Origin of the sequence: Ornithinimicrobium pulveris (assembly GCF_050261105.1) — a bacterium.
Taxonomy (GTDB): Bacteria; Actinomycetota; Actinomycetes; order Actinomycetales; family Dermatophilaceae; genus Ornithinicoccus.
The window spans coordinates 3,335,962-3,362,278 of record NZ_CP189837.1 but is presented as its reverse complement, the minus strand read 5'-3'; the positions used below and the strand labels follow the sequence as shown (position 1 = coordinate 3,362,278).

Below are 26,317 nucleotides of genomic sequence, written 5' to 3'. Positions count from 1 at the left end.
TCGGTTCGAGGCCGGAGGTTCGGCGTGGCGGTCGGCGTCCGGGAGGCAGTCGGAGGGTTCTGCGAGGATTCCCGTATGCAGTCGCGCAGGTTCGTGCTGGTGGGCACCCGGGTGGTGGGTGGGGAGGTCACCGCCCTGCTGGGAGCAGCGGTCGGTGCCGGGCTGGACGTGCGGGCCGGGGCGCAGCAGCCACCGCAGGGCTCGGCGGACTGGCACCGGTTCGCCGACCCGCGGGCCGGCTCGGGGCTGGGCGGGCTGCTGGGATCGTGGGCCGGGCGGGCGCTGCGTGGGGCCGCGGCACAGTTTGCCGACCACCTGGGTGGGGACCGCTGGTTGCTGCAGCAGGTGATCGGCCGTGGTGCGAGCGGTGCACCGGCCGACGAGGACGAGGTGCTCGTGGTCGCGGTGGATGACATCGCCGCGCAGGCGGTGGCGCGGTGGCGAGCTTCCGACCCAGGGTCGGCCGCGGCTGCGGTGCGGGTGCTGACCTGGGACCAGGGGGCCGAGGCGCTGGTCGTGGAGATCGCGGCCGCGCGGCGGGCGGAGGGTGATGCTGCTGGGGAGAGTGCTCCGCGGAGCACCGAGGGTGCGTCTGGGTCGGTGGGGGAGGATCGTCCGCTGGGTGCTCGGCACGCCCTGACCGTGGTGCCAGCGCCCGGAACCACGGTGCGGACCGAGGTGCGCGCCGCGCTAGACCTGGCGCGCACCGTGCTGACCGTGCCGGACGACGATGCCCGTTGGCTGCAGGAGCCGGTGGACGCCGTGATCCTGGACGGACTCGGGCCTGCCGTGCTTGACCTCACGGCCCTGCCCGCTGCCACGCCCGTGCTGCACCTGGTCCGTCCCACCGACCGGCGGAGCCCGTGGCGCCACCTGCTGGATCCTGCGCTCGTCGACGTTGTCCTGCAGCCGGACCAGCTCGATCAGGCTCTCGGGGCGGCCGTCGGCGAACCGGCGGTAAGCCTCATCAGGCTCGCTGCGGACGAGGGCGACGAGGCAGCCCTCGCCCGTGCCCGAGAGCTGCTTGCGCAGGTGGGCAGGGAGTGCTCCGCGGAGCATTCGGAGCCCGACGCCACGCAGCACGCAGTGTCCGCGCCGGCGCCGGCGCACGAGGCGGCGCTGCTGCGGGAGATCAGCTTTCTCGCCCGGGTCACCGGATCGCTCACCCTCGAAGGCGACGTGCTCGCGCAGCAGGCCGATCAGCGACGCGCACTCGGACTGCCTGCGTCCGAGCGCATCCACACTGCCCTGCGCCGCGTGACGACACTGCTCACCGAGACCGAGCCCGGTTGGCTGCCGACGGCGACGAGGTCGGTGGCCCCCACCCTGGCGAGCGAGGGCCAGTACGGGCAGCCACGGCCGATTGACGGCCAACCGGGCGACCCCATCCCCGGCAAGGTCCTGCACATCCTCAAGGTGGTGCTGCCGCAACGGCAGGCGGGTTACAGCGTGCGCGGTCACCAGAGCCTGCGCGCCCTCGTCGAGGCGGGAGTCGACGTCGTCGCCGTCGCGGCCCCCACGAGTCCCTCCGGACCCGCTCATCCCCCCGGCGCCGCTCATCCACCCGCACCCCAGATCGAGGAGGTCGTCCTCGACGGGGTGCGCTACCTGATCCCCACCTTGCCTGAGCCGACGGCAGGACAGCCGGCGGAGGAGGAGGCGAGCGAGCACGCGGAGGAGGGAACGGCATACCTGGAGGCGCAGGCCAGCGTGCTGCTGGAGGTGATCCGGCAGGAGCGACCTGCCTTGCTCCACGTGCACTCGGGCGGGCGGGGCTACGACCTGGGCGTGGTCGGTGCCGCGGTGGCGCGCGCGGCGGGGCTGCCGTGGATCTATGAGATGCGCGGCTTCTTCGAGTCGCTGTGGACGCGGCAACTGAAGCGGGCCGAGCGAGGCGAGCTGTTCACCCGCCGGATGGCCAAGGAGGCCGAGTTGGCCGGTCTCGCCGATGGCGTGGTGACGCTGGCCGAGACGATGCGGGCTGATCTGCTGCGCCGCGTGGAGGACAGCGCCGACCTCGACATCCGCGTGGTGCCCAATGCCGTGGACCCGGAGGCCCTCGGCCCCCGCCCCCGCGATGACGCGCTCGCCTCGCGGTGGGGCACCCAGGGCCACTTCACCTTCGGCTACGTCAGCAACCTGGACCATGCCCGCGAGCAGATCGAGGACCTGCTCCGCGCGGTCGTCATCCTCAAGGACCTCGGCATCAACGCGCGCGTGCTCATCGTCGGCGACGGCGCCCGGCGCGCCCGGCTGGAGGAGACCGCGCGCACCTACGGCGCGGAGGGGCTTTCCATCTTCACCGGTGCGGTCCCGCACGCGGAGGTGGCGGCGGCCTACGGGCTGCTCGACGTGCTCGTCGTGCCCCGCAGCGACGAGCGGGCCGCACGCCTGGTCACCCCGCTCAAGCCCTACGAGGCGATGGCTATGGGCGTGCCGGTCGTGGTGTCCGCGCAGCCGGCCCTGCTGGAGATCATCGGCGACGGGGAGCGTGGCTGGTCCTACCCGGCCGGTGATGCCCCTGCCCTCGCGCGGCTGCTGCTCGAGCTGGCGCGCGACCCCGCCCGCCGGAGTGCCATCGCCGCCCGCGCCCGGGAGTGGGTGACGATCGAGCGCACCTGGGCGGCCAACGCGACACGCTATCAGGAGCTCTACGCCACGGTCGTGGACTCCACCACCCGGTAACCTGCAGGTCATGCGCACCCAGCAGCTCCTGATCCTCGGCGGCGCGGTCGCCGGGGTGCTCAGCCTCGTGGCTGTCGTCGGCGCCGCGCTCGGCTGGTGGTGGCTCGTGGTGCTGGCCGGGATGGCGCTGCTGTCGGCCGTGCTGCTGGTCGCCGTGGACGCCGACCGTCGGGTGCGCGAGCTGCGCGGATTCGTCAAGGCTCAGGTCGCCGGCATCGACACCACCGGCGGGCGCGCGGCGCCCGCTCAGGAGGACGTCGTCGGGACCGTGCGCGCGCTCCAGGCGCAGTACACCGGCCGGCTCGACCGGCTCCAGGACACCCTCGAGGCTTCGCTGCGCCGGCACGATGAGCGCGGCTGAGATCCCGGTCGCCACCCGCGCGGGCGTGTCCCGCGACACCGCCCGCAACCAGATCCTGCTCGACCACCCCGACGCGCTCGCGGCGACCGCGCTGCGGACCAGGTCGATCCACGCGCGCGAGGTGCTCGTCGAGGCGGCCTGGCCAGGCGCGACCCCGGAGCAGGTGGACGCCTGGGCACAGGAGGTATGCCGTGCGCGCTCGAGAACACGAGCGGGCACGCACGCTGGCCTCCCCGGTGGTGCGGCGGCCTACCACCTCGGCCAGTACGCCCGCGTCCTGATCCTCCAGACCCCCGACCCCGCCGAGATCGCCCGTGGTCGCCGCCTGCTCGAGGCGCTGGACGCCTGCGGCGAACTTGCCGGCCTGCACCCACAGGCAGCCCAGCTGCTCCTGCATCTGCGCTGCCTGGACCGGGACGCCGACGGAGTCGCCGACCTGCTCGATCGCCACGAGCTGCAGATCCCCGACGACGTCGCGGATGCGATGCGGGCTGACCTGGCCAACCCCTTCCTGAGCACGCTGCGGTCCGAGGACTCGGCTTTCCCCGACTCCGCCCGGATCGGTGCGCAGGTCGCTGCCGAGGTCGCTGCCCAGGTCGAGACCGATGACTGGCTCGCGCTGCTCGATCGGGCGCTCCACTCCACGGCGCTGGCCCCCCTGAGTCTGCTGCCCACCGGCACCACCCCCTTCGATCGGCTCAGCACCCAGCCAGCCCACCTCCCTCGCGCCGACGTCGACGGGCGCGCGCTGGTCACGGTCGTCGTCAGCGCCTACCGCCCCGGCGCCCCCCTCCTGACCGCCGTGCGGTCCTTGCTCGCCCAGACCTGGCAGGCGCTGGAGATCCTGGTCGTCGACGACGCCTCCGGCCCGGACGCCGAGCCCTGGCTGCAACAGGCGGAGGCCCTCGACCCGCGGGTGCGGGTGATCCGCAAGGCGGTCAACGGCGGCACCTATCGGGCGCGCAACACTGCGCTGCGGCAGGCCCGCGGCGCCTATCTGACCACCCTCGACTCCGATGACTGGCTGCACCCGCAGGCCATCGCCACGCTGGTCGAGGCGCTGGAGGCCGACCCCTCGCGGATGGCCACCCGCGGGTTGGGCGCCCGGGTGGATGAGAACCTGGCGCTGGTCCGGCTCGGCTACCGGCACCGCGCGATCGCTGCCCCCACCCTGCTGATCCGGCTGGACCCGGTGCTCTCCCGGCTCGGCTTCTTCGACCCGGCCCGCAAGTCCGCCGACACCGAGTACGCCCGTCGCATCCAGGCCGCCTTCGGCGAGCACGCCGTGCACACCGTCGACGAGTGCCTCTTGCTGCTGCGCTCGGGCCAGACCCTGTCCTCCAGCGAGTTCACCCGGATGTGGCGGCACGGCGCGCGGCACGCCTACAAGACCCTCTACGCACCGTGGCACGAGGAGATCCGGTCTGGAGCTGCGGCATACCTGGACCCGGTCGAGAGCCGGCCGATCCCCGAGCCGCGCCGGTGGACCGCCCCGGCCCCGCGCGATCCCGCGCTGCCCGCGCCGCGCCACCTGGACCTGGTGCTCGGCGGGGACTGGCGACGCTACGGAGGGCCGCAGCGCTCGATGCTCGAGGAGATCCGTGCGGCGCGCGAGGCCGGCCTGCAGGTGGGGGTGCTGCACCTGGAGGCGTTGCGCTTCGCGACCACCAAGGACCTGCCGCTGTGCGCCCCGATCGTCGACCTGATCCGCCGGGGCGAGGCCGAGTGGATCCAGATCGACGACGACGTGGATGTCGACGTGCTGATGGTCCGCTATCCCCTCGTGCTGCAGCACCCGCCGAGCGTGCCTCAGCCCCGCCCGCTGCGGCCACGGCACCTGCTCGTGATGGCCAACCAGGCACCGCTGGAGCCGGACGGCAGCGACCAGCGCTATGTCGTCGCCGATGTCACCGAGCGGGCGCGCGAGCTCTTCGGCACCGACCCGGTCTGGATGCCCCAGGGTCCCGTCATCCGCGAGCTCCTGCGCGCCCAGGATCCGCAGATCCGGCTGACCGACTGGGACAACCCGGGGCTGATCGATGTCGCGCAGTGGCGGCGTGAGCACGCTGTCCCGGAGCGGGGCGAGCGGCCGGTGGTGGTGGGGCGGTTCAGCCGCGACCACCCGCTCAAGCACCCCGCGAGCGCCGATGAACTGCTCGCGGCCTACGACCTGGGCGAGGGGTATGCGGTCCGGATGATGGGCACCCGCGCCACCTGGAAGCGGCTGCTCGCCGAGGCCGGGCGTCCCGAGGAGACCCCCCCGCCGGCGAACTGGGAGCTGTTGCGCGCCGGGTCGGTCGATCCGGCGGACTTCCTGGCCGGGCTGGACTTCTTCCTCTATCAGGACCACCCCGAGCGGCACGAAGCCTTCGGGCGGGTGCTGCTGGAGGCGGCAGCCTCGGGCCTGGTCGTCATCGCCCACCCCAAGCACCGGCCGGTCTTCGGCGAGCTGCTCGACTACGCGGAGCCGGCGGGCTCGCGCGCCGTGATCGAGTCCTATCTCACCGACCCCGTCCGGTATGCCGCTCGCGTCGCCCAGGTGCAGCACCTCGTGGCCGAGCGCTTCTCGCACGCCTCGTTCGTGGACCGGCTGCGGACGTTGGACGGGTTGGCGCAGGCGTGGGGCGGCGCGCGGGCTGAGGGTGGCGCTGACTCGGTAGGGGAGGACGGGCGGGGGAAGGTGGACGCGCGAAGGAACGTGGAGGCGCGCGGGAAGGAGCAGCTGACCCGGCATGAGGTCCGGCTGCGGTCCGCGGCCGACGGGGCGCGGGCCGACCGGGCGGTGCTGCTGCACAGCGGGACGGCGTTGTCGATGACGGATCGGGACCGGTTCGCCCGGGCGCTCGCCACCCCCGCGGATGGGGCGGTCGATGCCGCCCTGGCGGATGCCTTGGCCGACAGCGACGGGGTGGCTGCGGTGGTCCTGACCCGGGACGGGGTGGACCAGGTGCTGACGGAGCCGACGGCGCCGGTGGGTCTGACCGCGCCGGTGGCCGACCGTGGCTGAGCGGAGTACAGCGCAGACCAGCACGGGCGTGCCGGTGCGGTGGGCCCTCCTGCTCGCCACGCTGGCGCTGGCGGGCTACGGGCTCTGGCGGGTCCGGCTGGGCGCTGACCTGGGGGATGGGGGACATGTCGTGGCGCTCGCCCTGCGCCTGGCCCAGGGGGACCGGGTGCTGGTCGACGAGATGAACCTGCAGGCGCTGGGCTCGTTGGCTGCGGTGCCCTTCACCTGGATCTGGGTGCACCTCTTCGGGGTGGAGGGCCTGGTCCTCGCCTCCCGGGTCTTCTATCTGGCGCTCGCCTTCGGCGTGGGGGTCCTGTGTTATCGCGCCCTGCGGACCCGGATCCCGGCGATCGCGGCGTGGGTGGCGGTCGTGCTCATGCTCACGCCCACGCCCTACAACCTCCTGCTCACCAGCTACAACACGATGCCCGTGCTGGCCCTGGGGTTGGCCAGCTGTGCGGGCTTCGCCGCGCTGACGTTGGCGGGGCGGGCGCCGGCACCGGGCCCGTCCACCTCGGCCACCGTGCGCAGCGCTGGCCGATGGGCCGCGCTCTCCGGAGTGGCGCTCGCCGTCTCCGTGCTCTCACACCCCGCCAGCCTCCCCGCGGCCGCCGTCCTGGGGCTGACCGTCCTCATCCTGTCCCGAACCGCGGCCGTGCGTGCCGGTCTGCTCCTCGGTGGCGGCGGCGCGTCCGCCCTGATCGCGCTCGGGCTGCTGATCGGGCCGGGGCTGGGGGCGGTGCTGGAGACGATCCGCTACACGACCGACTACCAGGCATCGCGTCCCGATCCCTGGTCGAGGGCAGCGCGGTCGCTCGGCCGGCTGGGCCGGGGACTCATCGCTCCCTCCACGCTGCCCGCCGTCGGGCTGGCCATCGTGGCCGCGCTGCCCGTCCTGCCGCGCTGGCTGCGCGCGGGAGCGGCGCTCGGGGTGCCGGTCGCGCTCGCGGTAGTCGCCTGGGCCGCGGCCCCGAGCGAGCGGGAGGCCGGCGAGCAGTTCGGCCTGTTCAGCGGGGCGTTTGCCTTGCTGGTGATCATCCTGCTGCTCGTGCCGGTGCTGCAGCACGCGCATCGATCCGCCGACACCGACCTCCGCCTGCTGCTCGCGCTGACCCTGCCGGTCGCCGTGCTGGGCTTCCTCGCCTTCGCGATGACCAGCTCGGCCGCGATCACCTGGGGGGTCCCGGCGCCTCCCGCGCAGCCCCTGCTGGGGGTCATCGGTGCGGCCCTGGTGATGTGGGTCGCTGGCGGCGATGGCCCGCCTGGCCGCTCTACCCTTACTGGCCGCTACACCCTGCGGGACGTCGTCTCGGGGGTGGCGGCGCTGGCCCTGGTCGGCTCGTTGTTGGCCGTGCACCCGGTCCGTAGCTTCCGCGACGGACCACCCGAAACCCTTGAGGGCCCGATCGTGGGCGGCCCGATGGCTGGGCTCCACACCCGTGCCGAGATCATCGACCGGGACTGCGAGTTGCGGACCACCCTGGCGCAGTGGGTCCGGCCCGAGGACGGCGTCTTCTTCTACTCGATCCCACCTGGCTATCTCTATGGCCAGAACCCGATGGACACCAATCTGCTCTGGCTCGCGAGGTTCGGCGAGGTCAATGCCCGCACCGTGCAGTGGTGGGAGGACACCGGGCGCTGGCCCGATGTGGTGCTCGTCCCTGCGCTGCTCGTGCGTCGGGCCGGCGGGTGGGAGGTGCTGGCTCAGGAGGACCCGCTCATCGCGGCGGTGGATGAGCGGTATCGCCCGGTCGGCGGCACCGAACTGCTCCCGGACGAAGGAGATGCGGGCGACGTCGTGCTCCGGGCCCGGACGGACACCTGGGCCGGTTCGAAGGGTCGCGAATCAGGTGCCGATGAAGCCGGAGGAGCAGCGACCGTGCAGACCTGCGTCAGACCTACTGCGGCAGCAGGGGGAGCAGGCGGTCGCTGAAGGGTAGGGCGATCTGGCGCACCCCCTGCACCTGATCCCAGACCCGCGCTCGGGCGCTGCCGATGCTGCGATCAGTGCTGGTCTCGGTGCTGCTGCCGGCGGACTCCTGGCTCACGCGCGTGGCACCGAGCCAGAGCACCGCTGAGGCAGGAAGGGCGTCATCAAGCACTGGTCCCAGGGCGAGCATGTCCTGGGGGGCGGATCCGCTTCGCGGCGAGCTCATCGTGCGCTCCAGAGCAGCGTGGGCGTGCTCGCGAGCCAGTTCGCCAGCTCGTCCGCCGTCCACGTCCTCACGCACCCCGAGCACCCGATGGGGGACGCCCGCCTCCGCAGCGCGCGCGCTCGCCGCGAAGACCTCCTCCGCGGCGCTGTCGTCCGCGAGCCGGTCCCACCAGGTCACGGCGCGCACGTCACTGGAACGGGCGAGCAGGTCGAGCAGCTCACCGCTGCCTTCATCACCGGTCAGGCCCAGCCGCACCGGACCCAGGCTGCGCAGGAGATCTACGTGGGCCGTGAGCCGGCTCGACCTGGTGATGCCGTCCCGCTCGGCCGCCTCGGCGATCTCGGCGAGGTGCTCGTCGGTGAGCACGGCGTCGAGCGGTCGAACCTCGAGCGGCGTGATGCCTAGAGGGCCCGCAGTCCAGGCATAGCTGTCCGGGCCGAGCGGGTCGGCCACCGCAGCATCCGACTCCGCAGGATCGAGCCCGCGGTGCGAGCGGACGCCTCGACCATCGGTGCTCGGGTACGCCGGGATGCTGCCCAGGGCATCGGTCAGCACCACCGTGCCACCGTCGCTGCTCCCGTCATGGAGCACCACCAACCAGCTCCCGGCGAGCAGAGCAGCGGCCCGCACGGCAGTCCCGGATGTGCCCTGACCTTCTGCGTCCCCACCCGAGAAGTCCCCACCCGACAACAGCTCGTGCAGCCAGTCTGCCACCGGCTCCGCACCGACGACCCCAGCGCCGACGACCCCAGCACCTGCCCGCCCCTCCCGGATCGCCACCGGTTCGCCCAGCGCCAGCACCCACCGCCGCTCGTCCCCGACCACGGCGTGCGAGAGCCCCGGGTGCACGTGCAGCGTCGCCTGCCCACCGGGCAACGCCTGCCGTGACCAGCCGCGGACGGGAGGGGCGGCACCGGCGGGGGACACGGCATACCCACGGGCGAAGCCGAACCTCCGCAGCGCCGCGCTCCTGCCCAACCCGTCGACCGCCCGCCTCGCGCGGCGATCAAGCCCTTTGCCCACACGCCCGGGCAGTGTCCCGCCCAGCGCCCGGGTCACCGCTGGCAACCGCGGTGGGCGCACCGTCGGCACCCGCGCCGCGGGCACCTCGGCGAGCACCTTGGCGAAGAGGACCCTGGCCTCGCGCAGGGGGTAGGGCAGCGAGAGCATCGTCTCCAGCAGCACCCGATCGTTGAACGGCAGCAGGATCCGGTGGCCGAAGTCGCCGTCGGTGAACTTCTGCCACCCCCACCGACCGATCCGCTGCTCCCAGTAGAAGACGTCGTGGTGGTCGTAGCCGAGCAGCCGAGCCGGGGAGAGCTGGGCGTAGTCGAGATAGTCGCCGTACATCTGCTCGGCGAGATCCTCCAGGCCGTCCGTGGCGTTCATCATCATCCGCGCCAGCCGCAGCGGCGAGAGCGGCTCGTCGGTCCGGTGCCGGATGAAGGTGGTGCCGGTCTCGCCACAGTTGGACTGCAACTGCACCAGTCCGGGCTGATCGTCCGGTCCCGCGGCGCCCGAGCGCGGCAGGTCCGCCCACATCGCGTGCGCGGCACCCCGGCTCGGAACCAGGGGTGCGTAGGTGCGGCGGTGCAGCTCATCGAAGGCACCACCGGCCTCGGGCTGCCGCCACCGCAGCACGCGGTGGGCGATCCCCAGCTGCGCCGCGACCGCGCTGGCCCCGGTGACATCGGCGAGCGCGGCGGGTCCGCGACGGGCGTCCCGGGGATTGACGTAGGTGAAGGCGAAGCCGTCCCGCTCCCGCACCTGCCGGTGGGCGATCGCGGCGGTGACCGCGCTGTCGCCGCCGGCGGTCAGGCTCAGGACCGGGCGCCCGAGCGAGGCGAGCAGGTCGGTGTGCGCACCGATCCGTGCGCGGAAGGCGCGGTAGACGGCGTCCACATCGCGCGTCTCGACCCGCTCGCGCCAGGGCCAGAAGCGCTCCTGGGCGATCGTGGGACGGTGGCTCGGGTGGTCGGCCAGGTCGATCCGCAGCAGGCAGTTGGGCACGAGCGGATCCAGGCCCCGGTATGCCGTGCGTCGCCCGGGCAGGTAGGTCACCGCTCCCTTGCGCCGGGTCGCGAGCTCGTCCAGGAGGGTCAGCGCGGACTCGTCGACCGGCAGGTCGAGGATCTCGGCGACCAGGGCGGGGGTGCTGCCCAGGGCGAGGTGATCGCCAGCCACGGCGTGGAAGACCGGTTGGGTGGCGTGGGTGTCCGGGATGACGAGGAGGGTGGTGGAGCTGCGGGGTGGGGCTGGGGGTGCGGAACTGTCGGCGGCGCGCTGGCCGACACCGGCGAAGAGGGTCCACCGGCCACCGAGCTCGGCCGCCTGCCGGACCAGGGCCTCCTCGCCGCTGGTCAGCCAGCTGGCGAGCAGGTCGTGGGCGATGCGGGTGCCGTCGGCGGTGCCCGCGGCGGCGTCCACTGGGTGGCCGAGCAGCACGATGGTGTGCCGCCCGTCGGGCGACCCCTGCTCGGCGGCGGACAGGACTGTCCGCGGGTGCAGGTGGAGGGTGGCGCCGGGGAGCAGGTCGGTGCGGGTGCGCCACCCGGGGGGCGCTGTGGCGCTCGCGCCTCCCGCGTGGGGCGGACCGCTGGTCAGGAGATAGCCGTGCGGATGGGCGCCCTGGACCAGGGCGGCGCGCTCGTCGTCCCCCCGTGCGCAGTGCGGGGCTGCGTCCCGTGTGGCCGGGTCAACCCTGGGCGTGGACATCCACCTCGGGCGGCAGCCGTCGGGCCAGGGCCCGCAGCAGCGCCTCGTCGACCGGGTCCAGCCTGCCGTCGCTCTCCCGCGTCCGGGCCAGGTGCCAGAGTTGGTAGTGGTCGACCAGCGACCCCAACCGCTCGGCCAGGTAGTCCTCCCAGGCCGTCTCGAAGGCCCAGTCCGCGCGCGGGAGGACGTGCTCCACGACATACCCGAAAGGCCGCGCAGCGGCGAAGATCGGGCGATCGACCACGAGCAGGGGACGGAAGGCGACCGTGCTGCGCTGCAGCTCGGCGAGGTGGGACATCAGCTCCTCGAGCTGGGCCTCGGCGAGCCCGGTGGCGAGCACCCCCACCACGGGCAGGCGGGCGACATCCGGGCCGGTCACCTGCCGGTCCGGGAGGAGGGCGACGTTGACGTGCCCGGCGCCGTGCCGCGGCGCGAAGATGCGCCAGGCGAGGTCGGTGAGCACCGCGTTGCGGCGCACCCGGGGGAGCACCTGCTCGAGGGCGAAGGTGTAGCCGGGGGTCCGCTTGGCCCACCGCGACAGCTGCTGCTGGCGGCGGCGCACACCGGGTGACAGGCTCATCGGTCCGCCCCCGCCACCCGCAGGATCTCGGCGGCGGCCGCACCGGCGCCATTGCCCGGGTCGTCCGCGAGCGCGCGGGCGGCGAGCTCGGGACCACGCGCGAGCAACTCATCGACCAGGGCCGCGGCGCGTCCACCCGTGAGCGCACCGGCGGTCAGCGCCCAGCCGCGCTCGGCCGCGTGCTCGGCGCGCCCGGCCTGGTCGTCCAAGGAGGTATGCCGATTGGGGACGAAGACGGTCGGCACGCCCAGGCGGAGCGCCTCGTGGAAGGAGTTGTAGCCCGAGGCGGCGATCGCGAGGTCGAAGGCGGCGAAGTGCTCGGAGAGCGGGAAGTGCCGCACGAGGTGCACCCCGGATCCGGCGTAGGCGCGCTCGGCGATGGACGGGGCGGTGACGCAGACGCCGACCCCGCGGTCCTGCAGCGCGGCGGCGGCGGCGCCGACCTCGTCGTCGGTGTCGTTGATATTGCCGGCACCCAGCGCGACCAGGGCCAGGGTGCCCTCCGCGGGGAGTCCGAGGGCGGCCCGCGCCTGCGCGCGCGAGGTCAGGTCGGCCCGGTCGACGAGGGTGACGGGCGGGACCCGGACGGCGCCCTCGGCGGTCGCGGTGGCGCCGCGATCGGCGGCGGCTGACAGGTCGCCGGGCTCGACCACGGCGTCGAACCAGGCGGTCTTGTCCAACTGGTCGACATTGCGGCCCGGCCGCCACATGCCCCGGCGGCTCCATACGGCGCGGGTCTGGGGGTTGGCCGCCAGCGCGACGTCGAGCCCGGAGTAGGGGTGGGTGCCGTCGAAGACCAGCACGTCCGGGCGCAGGCGACGCAGGATCTCATCGACGCGCTCGGCGAACATCGCCCGCCAGGCGGCCGGTCGCAGGCCGCTGGCGCCCTGGCTGGGGAGGTATTCCCAGGGCAGCCCCTCCTGCGCGACGACTGGGACGGCCTGGGACAGGGAGAGCACGTAACGCTGGGTGTCGGCCGGCATCCGGCGGGCATAGGCCAGCAGCCGGGTGAGGTGCCCCATGCCCGCGCCATTGCTGGACACGAGCAGGACCGACGGCATAGCGGCGATCATGTCACAGCGCGATATCATGACCGACGCGCAGCACGCGCACACTGCCGTGAATGCGCGTGAAAGCACCTGCGTGGAACTGCCAGCCGATCCTTGAGGAGTCGATCAACCATGGCTGTGGACGCCGTCATCATCGGTCTGGGTTATGTCGGTCTGCCGTTGGCTCAGGAGGCCAGTCGGGTGGGGAAGACCGTGTTGGGGTTGGATATCAATGAGGGTGTGGTCGCGGATCTGAACGCGGGTCGTTCGCATGTGGATGATCTGTCGGATGCTGATATCGCGGCGATGATCGAGGCGGGTTTTGAGGCGACGACGGATGAGTCGCGGATCGCTGAGGCCAAGGCGGTGGTGATCTGTGTGCCGACGCCGTTGGCTGAGGATGGTGGGCCGGATCTGGGGGCGGTGGAGTCCGCGGTCGGGATGGTCGCGCGGCATATCCACCCGGGGATGTTGGTGATCCTGGAGTCCACGACCTATCCGGGCACGACTGATGAGGTGGTGCGGCCGGCGTTGGAGGCTGGTGGGTTGGTGGCTGGCCAGGACTTCCATCTGGTGTTCTCCCCGGAGCGGATCGATCCGGGTAATGAGAAGTTCGGGGCGAAGAACACCCCGAAGGTCGTGGGTGGGCACACCCCGGCGTGCACGGAGGCGGGCGCGGCGTTCTACGGGGCGTTCGTGGATACGGTGGTGCCGACCAAGGGGACGCGGGAGGCTGAGACGGCGAAGTTGTTGGAGAATACCTACCGGCACATCAATATCGCGTTGGTGAACGAGATGGCGCGGTTCTGTCACGAGTTGGACATTGATCTGTGGGATGTGATCGAGGCGGCGAAGTCCAAGCCGTTCGGGTTCCAGGCGTTCTACCCGGGTCCGGGGGTGGGTGGGCACTGCATCCCGATCGACCCGAACTATCTGTCCTACAACGTGCGGGCGCGGTTGGGGTATCCGTTCCGGTTCGTGGAGCTGGCTCAGGAGATCAATTCTGGGATGCCGGCCTATGTGGTCTCCCGGGCCCAGGACATCCTGAACGAGGAGGGCAAGGCGCTCAAGGGGTCGACCGTGCTGCTGTTGGGCGTGACGTACAAGCCGAATATCGCTGACCAGCGTGAGTCGCCGGCGGTGCCGTTGGCCAAGCAGCTGGCTGCCAAGGGTGCGATCGTGCGCTATCACGACCCGCACGTGAGCACCTGGCGTGCGGTGCCCGAGGCGCAGCGGGTCGATGACGCTGCCGCGGCTGCCGGTGAGGCTGACCTGACCGTGCTGGTCCAGAGCCACCGCGAGTACGACGTCGACGCCCTCGCCCAGGCCGCCCGCACCTTCTTCGACACCCGCGGGGTCGTGACGGAGAGCGACAAGGTCACCCGACTGTGACCGACGTCGGTCCCGACCCTCGGTCGCTGCCGACGGCGCTGAGCGAAAAGGAGGCGGCGGCGCTCGCGGCGCGGTACGACCTGGACCTCGTCGCCCAGCGGCCGTCGCTGGGCTCCTACATCGCTGACGTCTGGCGGCACCGCCACCTGATGTGGACGATGGCCAAGGGAGAGTTCTACAGCGACCACCGGGACAACTACCTCGGCTTCGTCTGGGCCGTGGTCAACCCGCTGCTCCTCGGCGTCGCCTACTTCCTGATCTTCGGCCTGCTCCTGCAGACCAGCCGCGGGATCGACAACTTCATCACCTTCCTCACCGCGGGGCTGTTCACCTACTCGCTCTTCTCGGTGGCGCTCACCGCCGGCTCGAAGTCGCTGCTGACCAAGCTCAGCGTGATCCGGGCGATGCAGTTCCCCCGGGTGCTGCCTCCGTTGGTCTCGGTGCTCTCCGCCTTCGTCGGCCAACTACCCGCCTTTGCGGTCCTGCTCGTGATCGCGCTGTGGGACCAGGGCGGCAAGGTCGAATGGACCTGGTTGCTCTACCCGGTCGCGCTGCTGATCGTGACGACGATGGGCCTGGGCATCGCGATGATCGCTGCCCGCCTCGTGCACGGCGCCCGCGACCTGGCCAACCTGATGCCGCTCATCGTGCGCCTGCTGCGCTACGTCTCGGGCGTCTTCTTCTCGATCGAGCTGCAGATGGACCGGCTCGGCGCCGAGGGGATCTGGGCGCTGATCCTGCAGTACCAGCCCGCAGCCGTGTCCCTGACCGTGGTGCGCGAGACGATCTGGAATGCCGGCAGCTTCGACCTGGTGACCTGGGCCGTCGCGGTCGGCTGGGCGCTGCTCTTCTTCGTCGGCGGCTTCATCTTCTTCTGGCGCGGGGAGGGTTCCTATGGCCGAGCGTGAGCGGCAGCGCGAGCTGGGCGAGCCGTCGGTCGTCGCCTCGCACGTCGACATCACCTACCGAGTGTTCGGCACCGGCTCCGGCGAGGTCGACCCGCAAGATGAGGCCGGCGCCTTCCGCCGACTGGTCTCCCGCAACAAGGCGGGCATCGGCGTGCGCGAGGTGTATGCCGTGCGGGACGTCTCCTTCGTCGCCCGCCGCGGTGAGTCGATCGGCATCATCGGCCGCAACGGGTCCGGCAAGTCGACCCTGCTGCGCACGATCGCCGGTCTCGTGCCGCCTACCAAGGGTCGGGTCTGGATCGGGGGGCGCGCGGCGCTGCTCGGCGTGAGCGCGGTGCTGCTGCCCAAGCTCACCGGTCGGCAGAACGTCGAGATCGGCTGCCTGGCGCAAGGGATGACGCCCGCCCAGGTGCGGGCACGGATGGACGAGATCATCGAGTTTGCCGACCTCGGCAACTTTATCGACCTGCCGATGAACACCTACTCCAGCGGCATGGGCGCCCGGCTGCGCTTCGCCATCTCGACCGCGACCGTGCCCGACATCCTGGTCGTCGACGAGGCGCTGGCCACCGGTGACGCCCAGTTCAAGGAGCGCGCCCAGGAGCGGATCGCGCAGTTCCGCGAGCAGGCCGGCACGGTCTTCATGGTCAGCCACAGCCGCACCTCGATCGAGAAGATGTGTGACCGCGTGCTGTGGATCGACGACGGTCGGCTGCTGGCCGACGGTGAGGTCGCGCCCGTCTACGGGCTCTACAACCGCAAGTACGGCAAGCACCGCCACGTCTGGCGGCAGCGCTTCGAGGAGGCGCGTGAGATCGAGCAGTTGCACGGCGTCGACGCGGCGGCCGAGTTCCTCGACCTCTGGGAGCAGCGCGCGCGAAAGCGGAAGAAGTCGTCATGACCCCCCGGTCCGCGCTCGTCCTCACGGTGGTCCACCACCCTGAGGACAGCCGTATCCGGCACCGCCAGATCACCGCCCTGCTCGATGCCGGCTGGCAGGTCACCTACGCCGCACCCTGGTCCGGGTACGGGCTGACCCCGCCACACGACATACCGGCACTCACGGCCCTCGAGGTGCCGCGCGCGCGGGGACGGAACCGGTTCGCGGCCCTGCGTGGGGCGCGGCGAGTGCTCGCCGAGCGGGCGGCCGGCCACGATCTCGTCCTCCTCCACGATCCTGAGCTGCTCCTCGCGACGGTCCGGCTCGACCTGCCGCCCGTCATCTGGGACGTCCACGAGGACACGGCCGCCGCCGTCGAGGTCAAGGGCTGGATCCCGCGACCGCTGCGCCCGCCGGCCGCCACCGCCGTCCGCACTGCCGAGCGACTGGCCGAACGTCGCGTGCACCTGCTGCTCGCCGACCACCACTACGCCGAGCGCTTCCGACGCCCCCACCCCGTGGTCCCCAATGTCACCGCGGTCCCGGCCAGCGTGCCCGAACGGGGGGAGCAGACGCCGCCGCACCGGGTCGTCTACCTCGGCAGCAACACCCTTGAGCGCGGCGCGGCGGAGATGATCCAGATCGCGCGCCGCCTGCCTGAGGACGTCCGGCTGGAGATCATCGGGCCCGCGCACGGCGCCGCGGAGGAGCTGCTCGCGCGAGCGCGGGATGAAGGCGTCCTCGATTGGGTGGGCTTCCTGCCCGCCGACCAGGCCGTGCAACGCCTTGAGGGCGCGCTCGCGGGGCTGTGCCTGCTGCACGACGAGGCCAACTTCCGCCCGAGCATGGCGACCAAGGTGGTCGAGTACCTCAGCCGCGGCGTCCCCGCGATCGTCACCCCGCTGCCGGTCCAGAAGGATCTGGTCAAGCGCAGCGGCGGGGGTGTCGTCGTGCCCTTCCTGGCCACTGAGGAGGTGGTCGCGGTGCTCACCGACTGGGCGGCCAACCCGGATCGCGCCAGGGAGCTCGGGCGGGCGGGGCACGCCTACGTCGCCGAGCAGCACGACTGGGGGCGGCTGCGCGGTGACTTCGTCGCGGCCCTTGATGCCATCGCGGGGGGTGCTGGCTAGGCTGGCGGCCATGCGCCGACTTCTCGTGACCGGCGGGGCCGGCTTCATCGGGTCCAATTTTGTGCGTTTCGTGGTGGAGCGGACTGATGCGTCCGTGATCGTGCTGGATGCGATGACGTATGCCGCTTCTCCCGAGGCGTTGGCCGACCTGCCTGGGGATCGGGTTGAGGTGGTGCAGGGGGATATCACTGACGCGGCGTTGGTGGATGAGCTGGTGGGGCGGTTGAGCGGGCCGCATGATGCGGTGGTGCATTACGCGGCGGAGTCGCACAATGACAACTCGTTGCAGGATCCGAGCCCGTTTGTGCAGACCAATATCGTGGGGACGTTCACGATCCTGGAGGCGGTGCGGCGGCACGGGGTGCGCTTGCATCACATCTCGACCGATGAGGTCTATGGGGATCTGGAGTTGGATGATCCGGAGCGGTTCACCGAGTCCACGCCGTATCGGCCGTCGTCGCCGTACTCGGCGTCCAAGGCGGGGGCGGATCATCTGGTGCGGGCGTGGGTGCGCAGTTTTGGGGTGGCGGCGACGGTGTCGAACTGCTCGAACAACTATGGCCCGTGGCAGCACGTGGAGAAGTTCATCCCGCGGCAGATCACGAACCTGTTGGAGGGTGGTCGGGTCAAGCTGTATGGCTCGGGGGAGAACGTGCGGGACTGGATCCACGCCGATGACCATTCCTCGGCGGTGCTGACGATCCTGGACAAGGGTGAGATCGGGCGGACGTATCTGATCGGTGCCGATGGGGAGAAGTCGAACCTGCAGGTGGTGCGCTTGATCCTGGAGCAGCTGGGTCATGAGCCGGATGATTTTGATCAGGTGATGGATCGGCCGGGGCATGACCTGCGGTATGCGATCGACTCGACCCGGTTGCGGCAGGAGTTGGGGTGGGCGCCGCAGTTCTCCTCTTTCGAGGAGGGGTTGGCGCGCACGATCGACTGGTATGCCGAGCATCGGGACTGGTGGGGGCCGAAGAAGGCGGCGACCGAGGCTGCCTACGCCGCGAAGGGCCAGTGATCTTGACGGGTGCGAGCGGGCAGGGTCCGAGTGTGCGGGGGACCGCGATCCCGGGTCTGCTGGTGGTGGATCTGGTCGTTCATGGTGATGAGCGGGGGTGGTTCAAGGAGAACTGGCAGCGGGCCAAGATGGTGGTGGCGGGGTTGCCGGACTTCGGGCCGGTGCAGCAGTCGATCTCCTACAACGCTGCGGCCGGGGTGACGCGGGGGATCCATGCGGAGCCGTGGGACAAGTTGGTCTCGGTCGGGCATGGTCGGGTGTTCTGTGCGTGGGTGGATCTGCGGGAGGGCCCGGGTTTTGGGGCGGTGCACACCGAGGTGCTGGATGAGGGGCGGGCGGTCTTCGTCCCGCGGGGGGTCGCGAACTCTTACCAGGCGTTGGAGGAGGACGTGGTCTACTCCTACCTGGTCAACGATCACTGGTCGCCCGAGGCGTCCTACACGATGCTGAACCTGGCCGATGAGACGGTCGCGATCGAGTGGCCGATCCCGCTGTCGCAGGCGCAGATCTCGGCCAAGGACGAGCACCATCCTCGCCTGGGGCAGGTGGTCCCGGTCGCTGCGCCGGAGATGGTGGTGCTGGGTGCTGGTGGCCAGTTGGGTCAGGCTTTGGCTGCCCAGTTCCCGGGCGCCCGGCTCGTGGGCCGGGATGAGGTGGATCTGGCTGACCCGGCCGCGGTCGCGGACCTCGATCTGGGCGGGGCGCAGGTGGTCATCAACGCCGCGGCGCACACGGGGGTCGATGCGGCCGAGAGCCCCGAGGGTCGCCGGGCGGCGTGGGCGGCCAACGCGACCGGGGTCGCGGCGTTGGCGCGGCGGGCGGCCCGGGAGGGGTTCACGCTGGTGCACTACTCCTCGGACTATGTCTTCGACGGGACCGCGGAGGCCTACTGCGAGGACGACGCGGTGGCTCCGTTGGGGGTCTATGGGCAGGCCAAGGCTGCTGGTGATCTCGCGGCTTCGGTCGCCCCGCGCCACTACCTGCTGCGCACGTCCTGGGTGATCGGGCAGGGCGGCAACTTCGTGCGCACGATGGCCTCGCTGGCCGACCGCGGGATCAGCCCGCGCGTGGTGGATGACCAGGTGGGCCGGCTCACCTTCACCGACGATCTCGCCCGCGCGACCGCACACCTGCTCACGGCCCGTGCCCCGTACGGCACCTACAACCTCACCTGTTCCGGCGAACCCGCTTCCTGGGCCGACCTGGCCAAGGTCGTCTTCGCCCACCGTGGCCGCGACGCCGATGACGTCACGCCGGTCTGCACGCAGGACTACCTGTCCGGTATGCCGTCGGACCAGCCGATCTCCCCCCGCCCCGCGCGCTCGGTGCTGGCGTTGGACAAGATCGAGGCGACCGGCTATTCGCCCACGGACCAGATCACTGGGCTCACGGCATACCTGGAGGGCCTGGAGCCAGCAGCACCCGCTGACACGGCGCCACCCCGGACCCGTCCCGACGACCCGCAGAACTCCTAGGAGGCCCCCTGTGCGTGGCATCATCCTGGCCGGTGGGACCGGCTCCCGGCTGCACCCGATCACCCTGGGCATCAGCAAGCAGCTGGTCCCGGTCTATGACAAGCCGATGATCTACTACCCGCTGAGCACGCTGATGCTCGCCGGGATCACGGACGTGCTGGTGATCAACACTCCGCACGAGGCGCCGCAGTTCCAGCGGTTGCTCGGGGACGGGTCGCAGTTCGGGATCTCGATCACCTACACCCAGCAGCCCTCCCCGGACGGGCTCGCGCAGGCCTTCCTGCTCGGTGCCGATCACATCGGGGACGATCATTCCTGCCTGGTGCTGGGCGACAACATCTTCTACGGGCCCGGCCTGGGCACCCAGCTGCGCCACCACTCCGACCTCGTGGGCGCGGCCGTCTTCGGCTACCGGGTGGCCGACCCGACCGCCTATGGGGTCGTGGAGTTCGATCAGGACGGGCGCGCGGTCTCCCTGGAGGAGAAGCCCGCGCAGCCCCGCAGCTCCTACGCCGTGCCCGGCCTGTACTTCTACGACAACCGCGTCGTCGACTACGCCCGCGAGCTCACCCCCTCCCCGCGGGGCGAGCTGGAGATCACCGACCTCAACCGGCGCTACCTCGACGACGGCGAGCTGCACGTCGAGGTCCTGCCCCGCGGCACCGCCTGGCTGGACACCGGCACCTTCGACTCCCTCAACGACGCCTCCAACTTCGTCCGCACCCTCGAAGCCCGCCAGGGCTACAAGATCGGCGCCCCCGAAGAAGTCGCCTGGCGCATGGGCTGGCTCACCGACGACGAACTCGCCACCCGCGCGCAACCCCTCCGCAAGTCCGGCTACGGGGACTACCTGCTCGGCCTGATCGACCAGAGCTGAGCAGCAGCCCCCCAGCCCCCTCCCCGACCGGACGTGCGCTGTGCTCGCGAATGTGGCCACCGGACGTGCGTTGTGCTCGCGAATGTGGCCACCGGACGTGCGTTGTGCTCGCGAATGTGGCCACCGGGCCCAGTCATTCAGACATGCACAACGTCCCGTATGCCGTCGCTGACCTGGGATTCTCCCTGCACCCGCTCCGTTGTGCACGTTTGAAAGACCACAGCGATGGCATCGGCGCGCACCGCAGACGTCCGGTGGGCAAAATCGGGAGCACAGCGCACGTTCGGTCGGCGATTTTTCGATCGCAGCGGACGTCCGGTCGAGATGGGCGTGCGAGAGGTTGGGCTGGAGGGTCAGCCGGCGGGGTCGGCGATCTGCCAGGGGATGTCCTCGAGGGGGGTCTGCGCGATGCCGAGGCGGACGAGCTCGTGATGCAGGATCGGGGTGAGGGAGGACACGTAGGTCGCGGTGAGGTGGCTGCCCTGACGGAAGATCAGGACGCGGCCGATGACGATGGGGCAGCGGCCGTTCTCGGTGCCGGGCGGGCAGATCCAGGGGTCCATCTCGAGCAGGGGCGCGTCCAACTGCTCGGCGGCGATGCTCAGGGCGTGGGTCCCGCTGCCCCTGCCGGGCTTGTAGCTGCACTCCGCAAGGTCATCCAGGTTGGCGGCGACGCACTCGTAGGAGGGACGGTCACCCATCTCGGCGGTCGTCGGGGCGGGATTGTCGGCGAGCACGACGACCGTGGTGCCAGCGTCCTGGATGGGACGGATCAGCTCGGCCATCGACCCGCCGAGCGCCTCCCCGCCGGCACGGACCATCGAGGTGACGAGGATGTCCGGTGGGTTCTGCGTGAGATGGGCGGAGAGAGTCTGGTTGTATTCGCGGCACAGCTCATCGCTCTCCTTCGCCGCGAACCCACAGGTCGAGCGGGTCCACACCTTGACCCGCCATCCCTCCTGACGGGCGATCGGGTCTAGCGCCGGCATCCACTGGGCCATCTTGGAGTCGCCGAGGACGGCGAGCTCGATGTCACCGTCGGGGTCGCCGAACCAGCACTCCTCGGGCCCGACCAGCTCGACGGAGTCCTGAGCGACCTGGCAGCCCTCGGCATAGGTCCGCGGCGGGATGTCGCGGGTGGCGACGGCGGGGTCGGGGTAGATCGGGGTGGTGCTCGGAGCCACCGCGTCGACGTCGGACACCCTCTCCAGCTCGGTGGCGGTGCGGCTGTCCGGCCGGACCAGGCCGATTGCGCCAGCGTCCACGATCGGCGCTGGCTCGTCGGCATCGCCGGTGCCCGCGCCGCTCTGCCCGCCGGTCCCCGCGCCGCCCTGCTCGTCTGTTCCCCCAGCATCCTGCCCCTCGGCCTCATCGCCGTTGGTGCCTGCGCCAGCCCCGTCGGTCCCACCAACGTCCTGCCCGTCGGCCGCGTCATCGTGCTCGTGCTCGTCACCGACCTCGCCCACAGCACCCTGCTCCAAGACCTCGCCCCGTCCCGCCGTCGGGTCGAAGCGTGGCGCCGTGGCCATCAGGGTGGCGCCGAGGACAGCGGTGAGCGCCATCGTCCCGGCGCCCACCGCGAGGGTGCGCAGGTGGGAAGCTGTCAGGGCGGGGGCGAAGCGAATCGGGTTCTCCACCAGCTTCAGGCTGAGCCAGGCCAGCAGCACCGAGAACCCTGCCACCAGCAGGCGGCTCACAAGGCCCGCGTCCGGTGCCAGCTCAGCCAACACCCGCAGCGCCGGCCAGTGCCAGAGATAGAGGCCGTAGGACAAGCCACCCAGGAAGCGCATCGGCCCCACCCCGAGCAGCTGTGCCACCGGGTTGACCGGGCGAACGATGCCGGCGGCGATCACGGCGGCCGTGCCGAGGGTGGGCAGCAGCGCCGCGGAGCCCGGCCACGGCGTGCTGGTGGATACCGCCAGCAGGGTGATCGCGATCAGGAGCAAGCCGAGTCCCGCCAACCAGGGCGCGACCGCCCGGTGCACGCGCCCCAGCAGCGGGGTCAGCAGGACGAGGAGACCGCCCACCCCGAGCTGCCAGACGCGGGTGGTGGTCACGAAGTAGGCGTTGCCCGGAGACGAGGCCGTGTGCACCACCGACCAGACGAAGGAGGCCACGACCAGGGTGCCCAGGGTGATCGTCACCAGCGGCACCAGTGGCACCCGCCAGCGGCGCACGGCATACAGGACGAGGAGGATGAGCAGCGGCCACAGGACGTAGAACTGCTCCTCGACCGACAGCGACCAGTAGTGCTGGACCAGCGAGGGAGCAGAGTCCTCGGCGAGATAGTCGACCTCGCGGCCGGCGAAGACCCAGTTCACGACGTAGAAGGTGGCGCCCAGGACGTCGGTGCCGAGTTCGCCGCGGCGACCGGCCGGCAGCAGCCACCAGCCGACCAGCGCGGTGACCGTCAGTACCAGCCCAGCGGCGGGCAACAGGCGCCGGGCACGTCGGGCGTAGAAGCGCAGGAGCGAAACCTGCCCGGACCGCCGCGCCTCCTGCACCAGCTGCCCGGTGATCAGGTAGCCGGAGATCACGAAGAAGACGTCGACACCGGCAAAACCGCCGCTGACCCCGGGGACGCCGGCGTGGTACAGGAGCACCATGAGGACCGCGATCGCGCGCAGTCCTTCGATATCGCCGCGCAGGGCGGCGACGTGCCCCGTGGACACGGTCCTGGTCAGTCGCGACCGTAGAGGTCGCGGCTGTAGAGCTTGGTGCCGAAGGTGGTGGCGTGGTCGTCGCGGCGGTTGGCGATGATGAGGTCGGCGGTGCTGGTGAAGTGGTCCAGGTCGCGGGTGACGCGGGCGCCCTGGAAGGTGTCGGAGTCCAGGGTGGGTTCGTAGATGAGGATCTCGACGCCGCGGGCCTGCAGGCGGGACATCACGCCTTGGATGGAGGAGGCGCGGAAGTTGTCCGAGCCGGCCTTCATGATGAGGCGGTAGATCCCGACGGTGGCGGGGTGGCGATCGAGGATGTCGGCGGCGATGAAGTCCATCCGGGTGGTGTTGGCGTCCACGATCGCGGTGATCAGGGTCTGGGGGACATCGCCGTAGTTGGCCAGCAGCTGGCGGGTGTCCTTGGGCAGGCAGTAGCCGCCGTAGCCGAAGGAGGGGTTGTTGTAGTGCGCGCCGATGCGGGGGTCCAGGCCGACCCCCTCGATGATCTGCTTGGTGTCCAGGCCGCGGGTGGCGGCGTAGGTGTCGAGCTCGTTGAAGTACGCGACCCGCATCGCCAGGTAGGTGTTGGCGAAGAGCTTGATCGCCTCGGCCTCGGTGGGGCCGGTGAGCAGGACCGGGATGTCCTTGTCGTGGGCGCCCTCCAGCAGCAGGTCGGCGATCAGCTGGCCGTGCTCGGTGGTGTCCCCGACGATGATCCGCGAGGGGTGCAGGTTGTCGTAGAGCGCGCGCCCTTCGCGCAGGAACTCCGGGGAGAAGATGATCGTGGCGCCGGGGTGTTGCTCGCGCAGCCGGGCGGTGTAGCCGACCGGGATCGTCGATTTGATCACGATCACGGCCTCGGGGGCGTGGACGAGGACGTCGGCCAGGACGGCCTCGACGCTGGAGGTGTCGAAGAAGTTGGACTCGGTGTCGTAGTCGGTCGGGGTGGCGATGATCACGACCTGGGCGTCGGCATACGCTGCCGCGGCATCGGTGGTCGCGGTCAGGTTCAACCCGTTGTTGGCCAGGAAGTGCGACAGTTCGGGGTCCACGATCGGGGAGGTCCCGGCATTGATCAGCTCGACCTTGGCCGCGTCGATGTCCAGCGCGCGCACCTCGTGGTGCTGGGCCAGGATCACCGCATTGGACAACCCGACATAGCCGGTACCGGCGACGGCGATCTTCATACGACTCCTCGTGCGTGGGCTCGGAAGGATCCAGTATGACGTGTGGCTGGCGTGGTCTGGCCACGGTCGGCGATTAGGCCGGGCCAAGCGTCCTCGGTAGAGTTGTGGGGCTACCCCTGTGGACAAGTTCTGATCCGATCGCTCGATCTGGTGCAGAGTGGATCTCACGCGGGGGAGCAGTGACCCTCCTGTCACGGAGAGACCGTGACCGCAGAGACCGAAGGAGGTGGGTTCACGCATGCGTCAGTACGAGCTGATGATCATCCTCGACCCCGAGACCGACGAGCGTAACCTCCAGACCACCCTGGAGAAGATGCTCGCCGTCGTGCCCAAGGACGGCGGCACCGTCGACGAGATCGACCTCATGGGCCGCCGCCGGCTGGCCTACGAGATCAAGAAGCAGGCTGAGGGGATCTACGCGGTTGTCCAGATGACCGCCGAGCCCGCCACCGCCCAGGAGCTGGACCGCCAGCTCGGTCTGAACGAGACCGTGCTGCGCACCAAGCTGCTGCGCCGCGAGGCCTGAGTAGTTCCGCACGCTGATCACCAGCGCTCAGCACGAGCGCTGATCACCCACCCGAGATCACCACACATCCACGGATCAAGGACGACCTGACATGGCTGGAGAGACCCCGATCACCGTGGTCGGCAACCTGACCGCCGACCCCGAGCTTCGATTCACCCCCAGTGGTGCGGCTGTCGCCAACTTCACGGTGGCGTCCACCCCGCGCAACTTCGACCGACAGGCGAATGAGTTCAAGGACGGCGAGACGCTGTTCATGCGCTGCTCGGTCTGGCGCGAGGCTGCCGAGCACGCGTCGGAGTCCCTGCACCGTGGCGACCGCGTCATCGTGACCGGTCGCCTGGTCTCCCGCTCCTGGCAGACGCCGGAGGGGGAGAACCGCACCGTGATGGAGATGCAGGTCGACGAGGTCGGCCCGTCCCTCCGCTACGCCACCGCGCAGGTCACCAAGGCCCAGCGCGGCGGTGGTCAGGGCGGCCAGGGCGGCGGCAGCTGGGGCAACCAGCCCCAGGGCGGCGGCCAGGGTGGTGGCAGCTGGGGCAACCAGCCCCAGGGTGGCCAGGGTGGCGGTCAGCAGGGTGGCCAGCGTGCCCCCGAGAACGACCCCTGGGCGACCGGCGGCAACCAGGCTGGTGGCAACCAGTCCGGCGGCACCTCCGGCAACCAGGGCGGCGGCCAGGGTGGGAGCTGGGGCGGCGCCCCCTCCTACGACGACCCGCCGTTCTGATCAGGACGCGTTCTGATCAGGACTGGTTCTGATCAACCCGTCACACGACATACAAGAAGAAACAACCCATCCCGAGCATCGCTCGGGCTCTCACGAAAGGGGAGAGCACCACGATGGCCAAGCCCGTTGTGCGCAAGCCCAAGAAGAAGGCGAACCCGCTGAAGTCCGCCAAGATCGAGGCGATCGACTACAAGGACACCGCGCTGCTGCGCAAGTTCATCTCGGACCGCGGCAAGATCCGCGCCCGCCGAGTGACCGGTGTCTCCGTCCAGGAGCAGCGTCGCATCGCGAACGCGGTCAAGAACGCCCGCGAGATGGCGCTCCTGCCCTACTCCAGCTCGGCCCGCTGAGCCGGCGACCGTAGAGCACTTGAGGAGGAGAATTCGATGAAGCTGATTCTGACCCAGCCCGTGTCCGGTCTCGGGACCGCCGGTGACGTCGTCGACGTCAAGGACGGCTACGCCCGCAACTTCCTGCTGCCCCGCAAGGTGGCCACGCCCTGGACCAAGGGCGGCCAGAAGCAGGTCGACGCGATCACCAGCGCCCGCGCCAAGCGTGAGGTGAAGTCCGCCGAGGACGCCGCCGCCGCCAAGGCGAGCCTGGAGTCCGCGAGCGTGAGCGTCACCGCCCGCGCCGGCCAGGGCGGCCGCCTGTTCGGCGCCGTCACCCCGTCCGAGATCGCCGAAGCGATCGTGGCCGCCGGTGGCCCGCAGGTCGACAAGCGCCGGATCGAGGTTCCGACCCCGATCCGCACCGTCGGCGAGCACCCGGTCCACGTGCGTCTGCACGAGGACGTGTCCGCGGATCTGACGATCACCGTGGTGGCTGGCTGATCCCAGCCCCCTGTGCTGGACGACGCGTTCCAGCAGCCCGACAGTGCCCCGACCTGCCCCCGGTGGGTCGGGGCACTGTCACTTCTCGTTTACGATAGGGACACGTCCACTAACTAATCTGAACCTGATCGGTCGACCCTGCGGTCGGCCG

The 26,317-nt window shown here is 71.0% G+C and carries 20 protein-coding genes; 15 read left to right on the top strand and 5 right to left on the bottom strand.

Annotated elements, in window-relative coordinates; all coding sequences use genetic code 11:
• The first annotated feature begins 75 nt into the window (after positions 1 to 75).
• The 4 genes from ACQBAT_RS15695 to ACQBAT_RS15680 are packed head-to-tail and all read left to right on the top strand — an operon-like array spanning position 76 to position 7,986.
• A complete protein-coding gene (locus ACQBAT_RS15695) occupies positions 76 to 2,685 on the top strand; it encodes a glycosyltransferase (protein WP_420747803.1) in 2,610 nt (869 codons plus the stop codon).
• Between the two features lie 10 nt (positions 2,686 to 2,695).
• Complete coding sequence (locus tag ACQBAT_RS15690) at positions 2,696 to 3,046, top strand: hypothetical protein (RefSeq protein ID WP_420747804.1); 351 nt, start codon at positions 2,696 to 2,698, stop codon at positions 3,044 to 3,046.
• Positions 3,033 to 6,053: a glycosyltransferase gene (locus ACQBAT_RS15685; protein WP_420747805.1), complete on the top strand. Its 3,021-nt coding sequence runs from the start codon at positions 3,033 to 3,035 to the stop codon at positions 6,051 to 6,053. The genes ACQBAT_RS15690 and ACQBAT_RS15685 overlap by 14 nt, the downstream gene beginning before the upstream one ends.
• On the top strand, positions 6,046 to 7,986 hold the full coding sequence (locus ACQBAT_RS15680; protein WP_420747806.1) for a hypothetical protein: 1,941 nt from the start codon (positions 6,046 to 6,048) through the stop codon (positions 7,984 to 7,986). The genes ACQBAT_RS15685 and ACQBAT_RS15680 overlap by 8 nt, the downstream gene beginning before the upstream one ends.
• On the opposite strand, the gene ACQBAT_RS15675 is transcribed toward ACQBAT_RS15680, so the two are convergent.
• From ACQBAT_RS15675 to ACQBAT_RS15665, 3 genes are read right to left on the bottom strand one after another with little or no spacing between them, the layout of a single operon-like run.
• The gene (locus tag ACQBAT_RS15675; RefSeq protein ID WP_420747807.1) at positions 7,952 to 10,924 is read right to left on the bottom strand and encodes a hypothetical protein; all 2,973 of its coding nucleotides are present in this window, start codon (positions 10,922 to 10,924) and stop codon (positions 7,952 to 7,954) included. The genes ACQBAT_RS15680 and ACQBAT_RS15675 overlap by 35 nt on opposite strands.
• Positions 10,905 to 11,504 (bottom strand): hypothetical protein, encoded by a 600-nt coding sequence (locus ACQBAT_RS15670; RefSeq protein WP_420747808.1) that lies wholly within the window; start codon positions 11,502 to 11,504, stop codon positions 10,905 to 10,907. The genes ACQBAT_RS15675 and ACQBAT_RS15670 overlap by 20 nt, the downstream gene beginning before the upstream one ends.
• Positions 11,501 to 12,565 carry a glycosyltransferase gene (locus ACQBAT_RS15665; protein ID WP_420747809.1) on the bottom strand — a complete coding sequence of 355 codons (1,065 nt, stop codon included), beginning with the start codon at positions 12,563 to 12,565 and terminating at the stop codon, positions 11,501 to 11,503. Before ACQBAT_RS15665 ends, ACQBAT_RS15670 begins: the two co-directional genes overlap by 4 nt.
• 120 nt (positions 12,566 to 12,685) lie before the next feature.
• Between ACQBAT_RS15665 and ACQBAT_RS15660 the strand changes: the two genes are divergently transcribed.
• From ACQBAT_RS15660 to rfbA, 7 genes are read left to right on the top strand one after another with little or no spacing between them, the layout of a single operon-like run.
• Positions 12,686 to 13,945, top strand: a complete 1,260-nt coding sequence (locus ACQBAT_RS15660) for a nucleotide sugar dehydrogenase (protein ID WP_420747810.1) — start codon at positions 12,686 to 12,688, stop codon at positions 13,943 to 13,945.
• Positions 13,942 to 14,853, top strand: a complete 912-nt coding sequence (locus tag ACQBAT_RS15655) for an ABC transporter permease (RefSeq protein ID WP_420747811.1) — start codon at positions 13,942 to 13,944, stop codon at positions 14,851 to 14,853. The genes ACQBAT_RS15660 and ACQBAT_RS15655 overlap by 4 nt, the downstream gene beginning before the upstream one ends.
• Positions 14,840 to 15,754, top strand: coding sequence for an ABC transporter ATP-binding protein (locus ACQBAT_RS15650; RefSeq protein WP_420747812.1), 915 nt, complete (start codon positions 14,840 to 14,842; stop codon positions 15,752 to 15,754). The genes ACQBAT_RS15655 and ACQBAT_RS15650 overlap by 14 nt, the downstream gene beginning before the upstream one ends.
• A complete protein-coding gene (locus ACQBAT_RS15645) occupies positions 15,751 to 16,863 on the top strand; it encodes a glycosyltransferase family 4 protein (RefSeq protein ID WP_420747813.1) in 1,113 nt (370 codons plus the stop codon). Before ACQBAT_RS15650 ends, ACQBAT_RS15645 begins: the two co-directional genes overlap by 4 nt.
• Positions 16,864 to 16,873: 10 nt before the next feature.
• Positions 16,874 to 17,884 carry a dTDP-glucose 4,6-dehydratase gene (rfbB, locus tag ACQBAT_RS15640; protein WP_420747814.1) on the top strand — a complete coding sequence of 337 codons (1,011 nt, stop codon included), beginning with the start codon at positions 16,874 to 16,876 and terminating at the stop codon, positions 17,882 to 17,884.
• 32 nt (positions 17,885 to 17,916) lie between these two features.
• The gene (locus ACQBAT_RS15635; protein ID WP_420747815.1) at positions 17,917 to 19,359 is read left to right on the top strand and encodes a sugar nucleotide-binding protein; all 1,443 of its coding nucleotides are present in this window, start codon (positions 17,917 to 17,919) and stop codon (positions 19,357 to 19,359) included.
• 10 nt (positions 19,360 to 19,369) lie between these two features.
• Complete coding sequence (rfbA, locus tag ACQBAT_RS15630; protein ID WP_420747816.1) at positions 19,370 to 20,236, top strand: glucose-1-phosphate thymidylyltransferase RfbA; 867 nt, start codon at positions 19,370 to 19,372, stop codon at positions 20,234 to 20,236.
• Between the two features lie 353 nt (positions 20,237 to 20,589).
• Here rfbA and ACQBAT_RS15625 read toward each other — a convergent pair whose 3' ends face one another.
• Both ACQBAT_RS15625 and ACQBAT_RS15620 read right to left on the bottom strand, forming a co-directional pair.
• Positions 20,590 to 22,908 (bottom strand): acyltransferase family protein, encoded by a 2,319-nt coding sequence (locus ACQBAT_RS15625; RefSeq protein ID WP_420747817.1) that lies wholly within the window; start codon positions 22,906 to 22,908, stop codon positions 20,590 to 20,592.
• Positions 22,909 to 22,916: 8 nt separating this feature from the next.
• Positions 22,917 to 24,083, bottom strand: coding sequence for a nucleotide sugar dehydrogenase (locus ACQBAT_RS15620; RefSeq protein ID WP_420747818.1), 1,167 nt, complete (start codon positions 24,081 to 24,083; stop codon positions 22,917 to 22,919).
• A 238-nt stretch (positions 24,084 to 24,321) separates the two neighbouring features.
• Here ACQBAT_RS15620 and rpsF point away from each other — a divergent pair, with 238 nt between their 5' ends.
• From rpsF to rplI, 4 genes are all read left to right on the top strand, one after another.
• A complete protein-coding gene (rpsF, locus tag ACQBAT_RS15615; RefSeq protein ID WP_420747819.1) occupies positions 24,322 to 24,609 on the top strand; it encodes a 30S ribosomal protein S6 in 288 nt (95 codons plus the stop codon).
• A 91-nt stretch (positions 24,610 to 24,700) separates the two neighbouring features.
• Positions 24,701 to 25,333 carry a single-stranded DNA-binding protein gene (locus tag ACQBAT_RS15610; RefSeq protein ID WP_420747820.1) on the top strand — a complete coding sequence of 211 codons (633 nt, stop codon included), beginning with the start codon at positions 24,701 to 24,703 and terminating at the stop codon, positions 25,331 to 25,333.
• A gap of 113 nt (positions 25,334 to 25,446) precedes the next feature.
• The gene (gene rpsR / locus ACQBAT_RS15605; protein WP_097189144.1) at positions 25,447 to 25,683 is read left to right on the top strand and encodes a 30S ribosomal protein S18; all 237 of its coding nucleotides are present in this window, start codon (positions 25,447 to 25,449) and stop codon (positions 25,681 to 25,683) included.
• Between the two features lie 36 nt (positions 25,684 to 25,719).
• Positions 25,720 to 26,166, top strand: a complete 447-nt coding sequence (rplI, locus tag ACQBAT_RS15600; RefSeq protein WP_420747821.1) for a 50S ribosomal protein L9 — start codon at positions 25,720 to 25,722, stop codon at positions 26,164 to 26,166.
• Positions 26,167 to 26,317 lie beyond the last annotated feature (151 nt).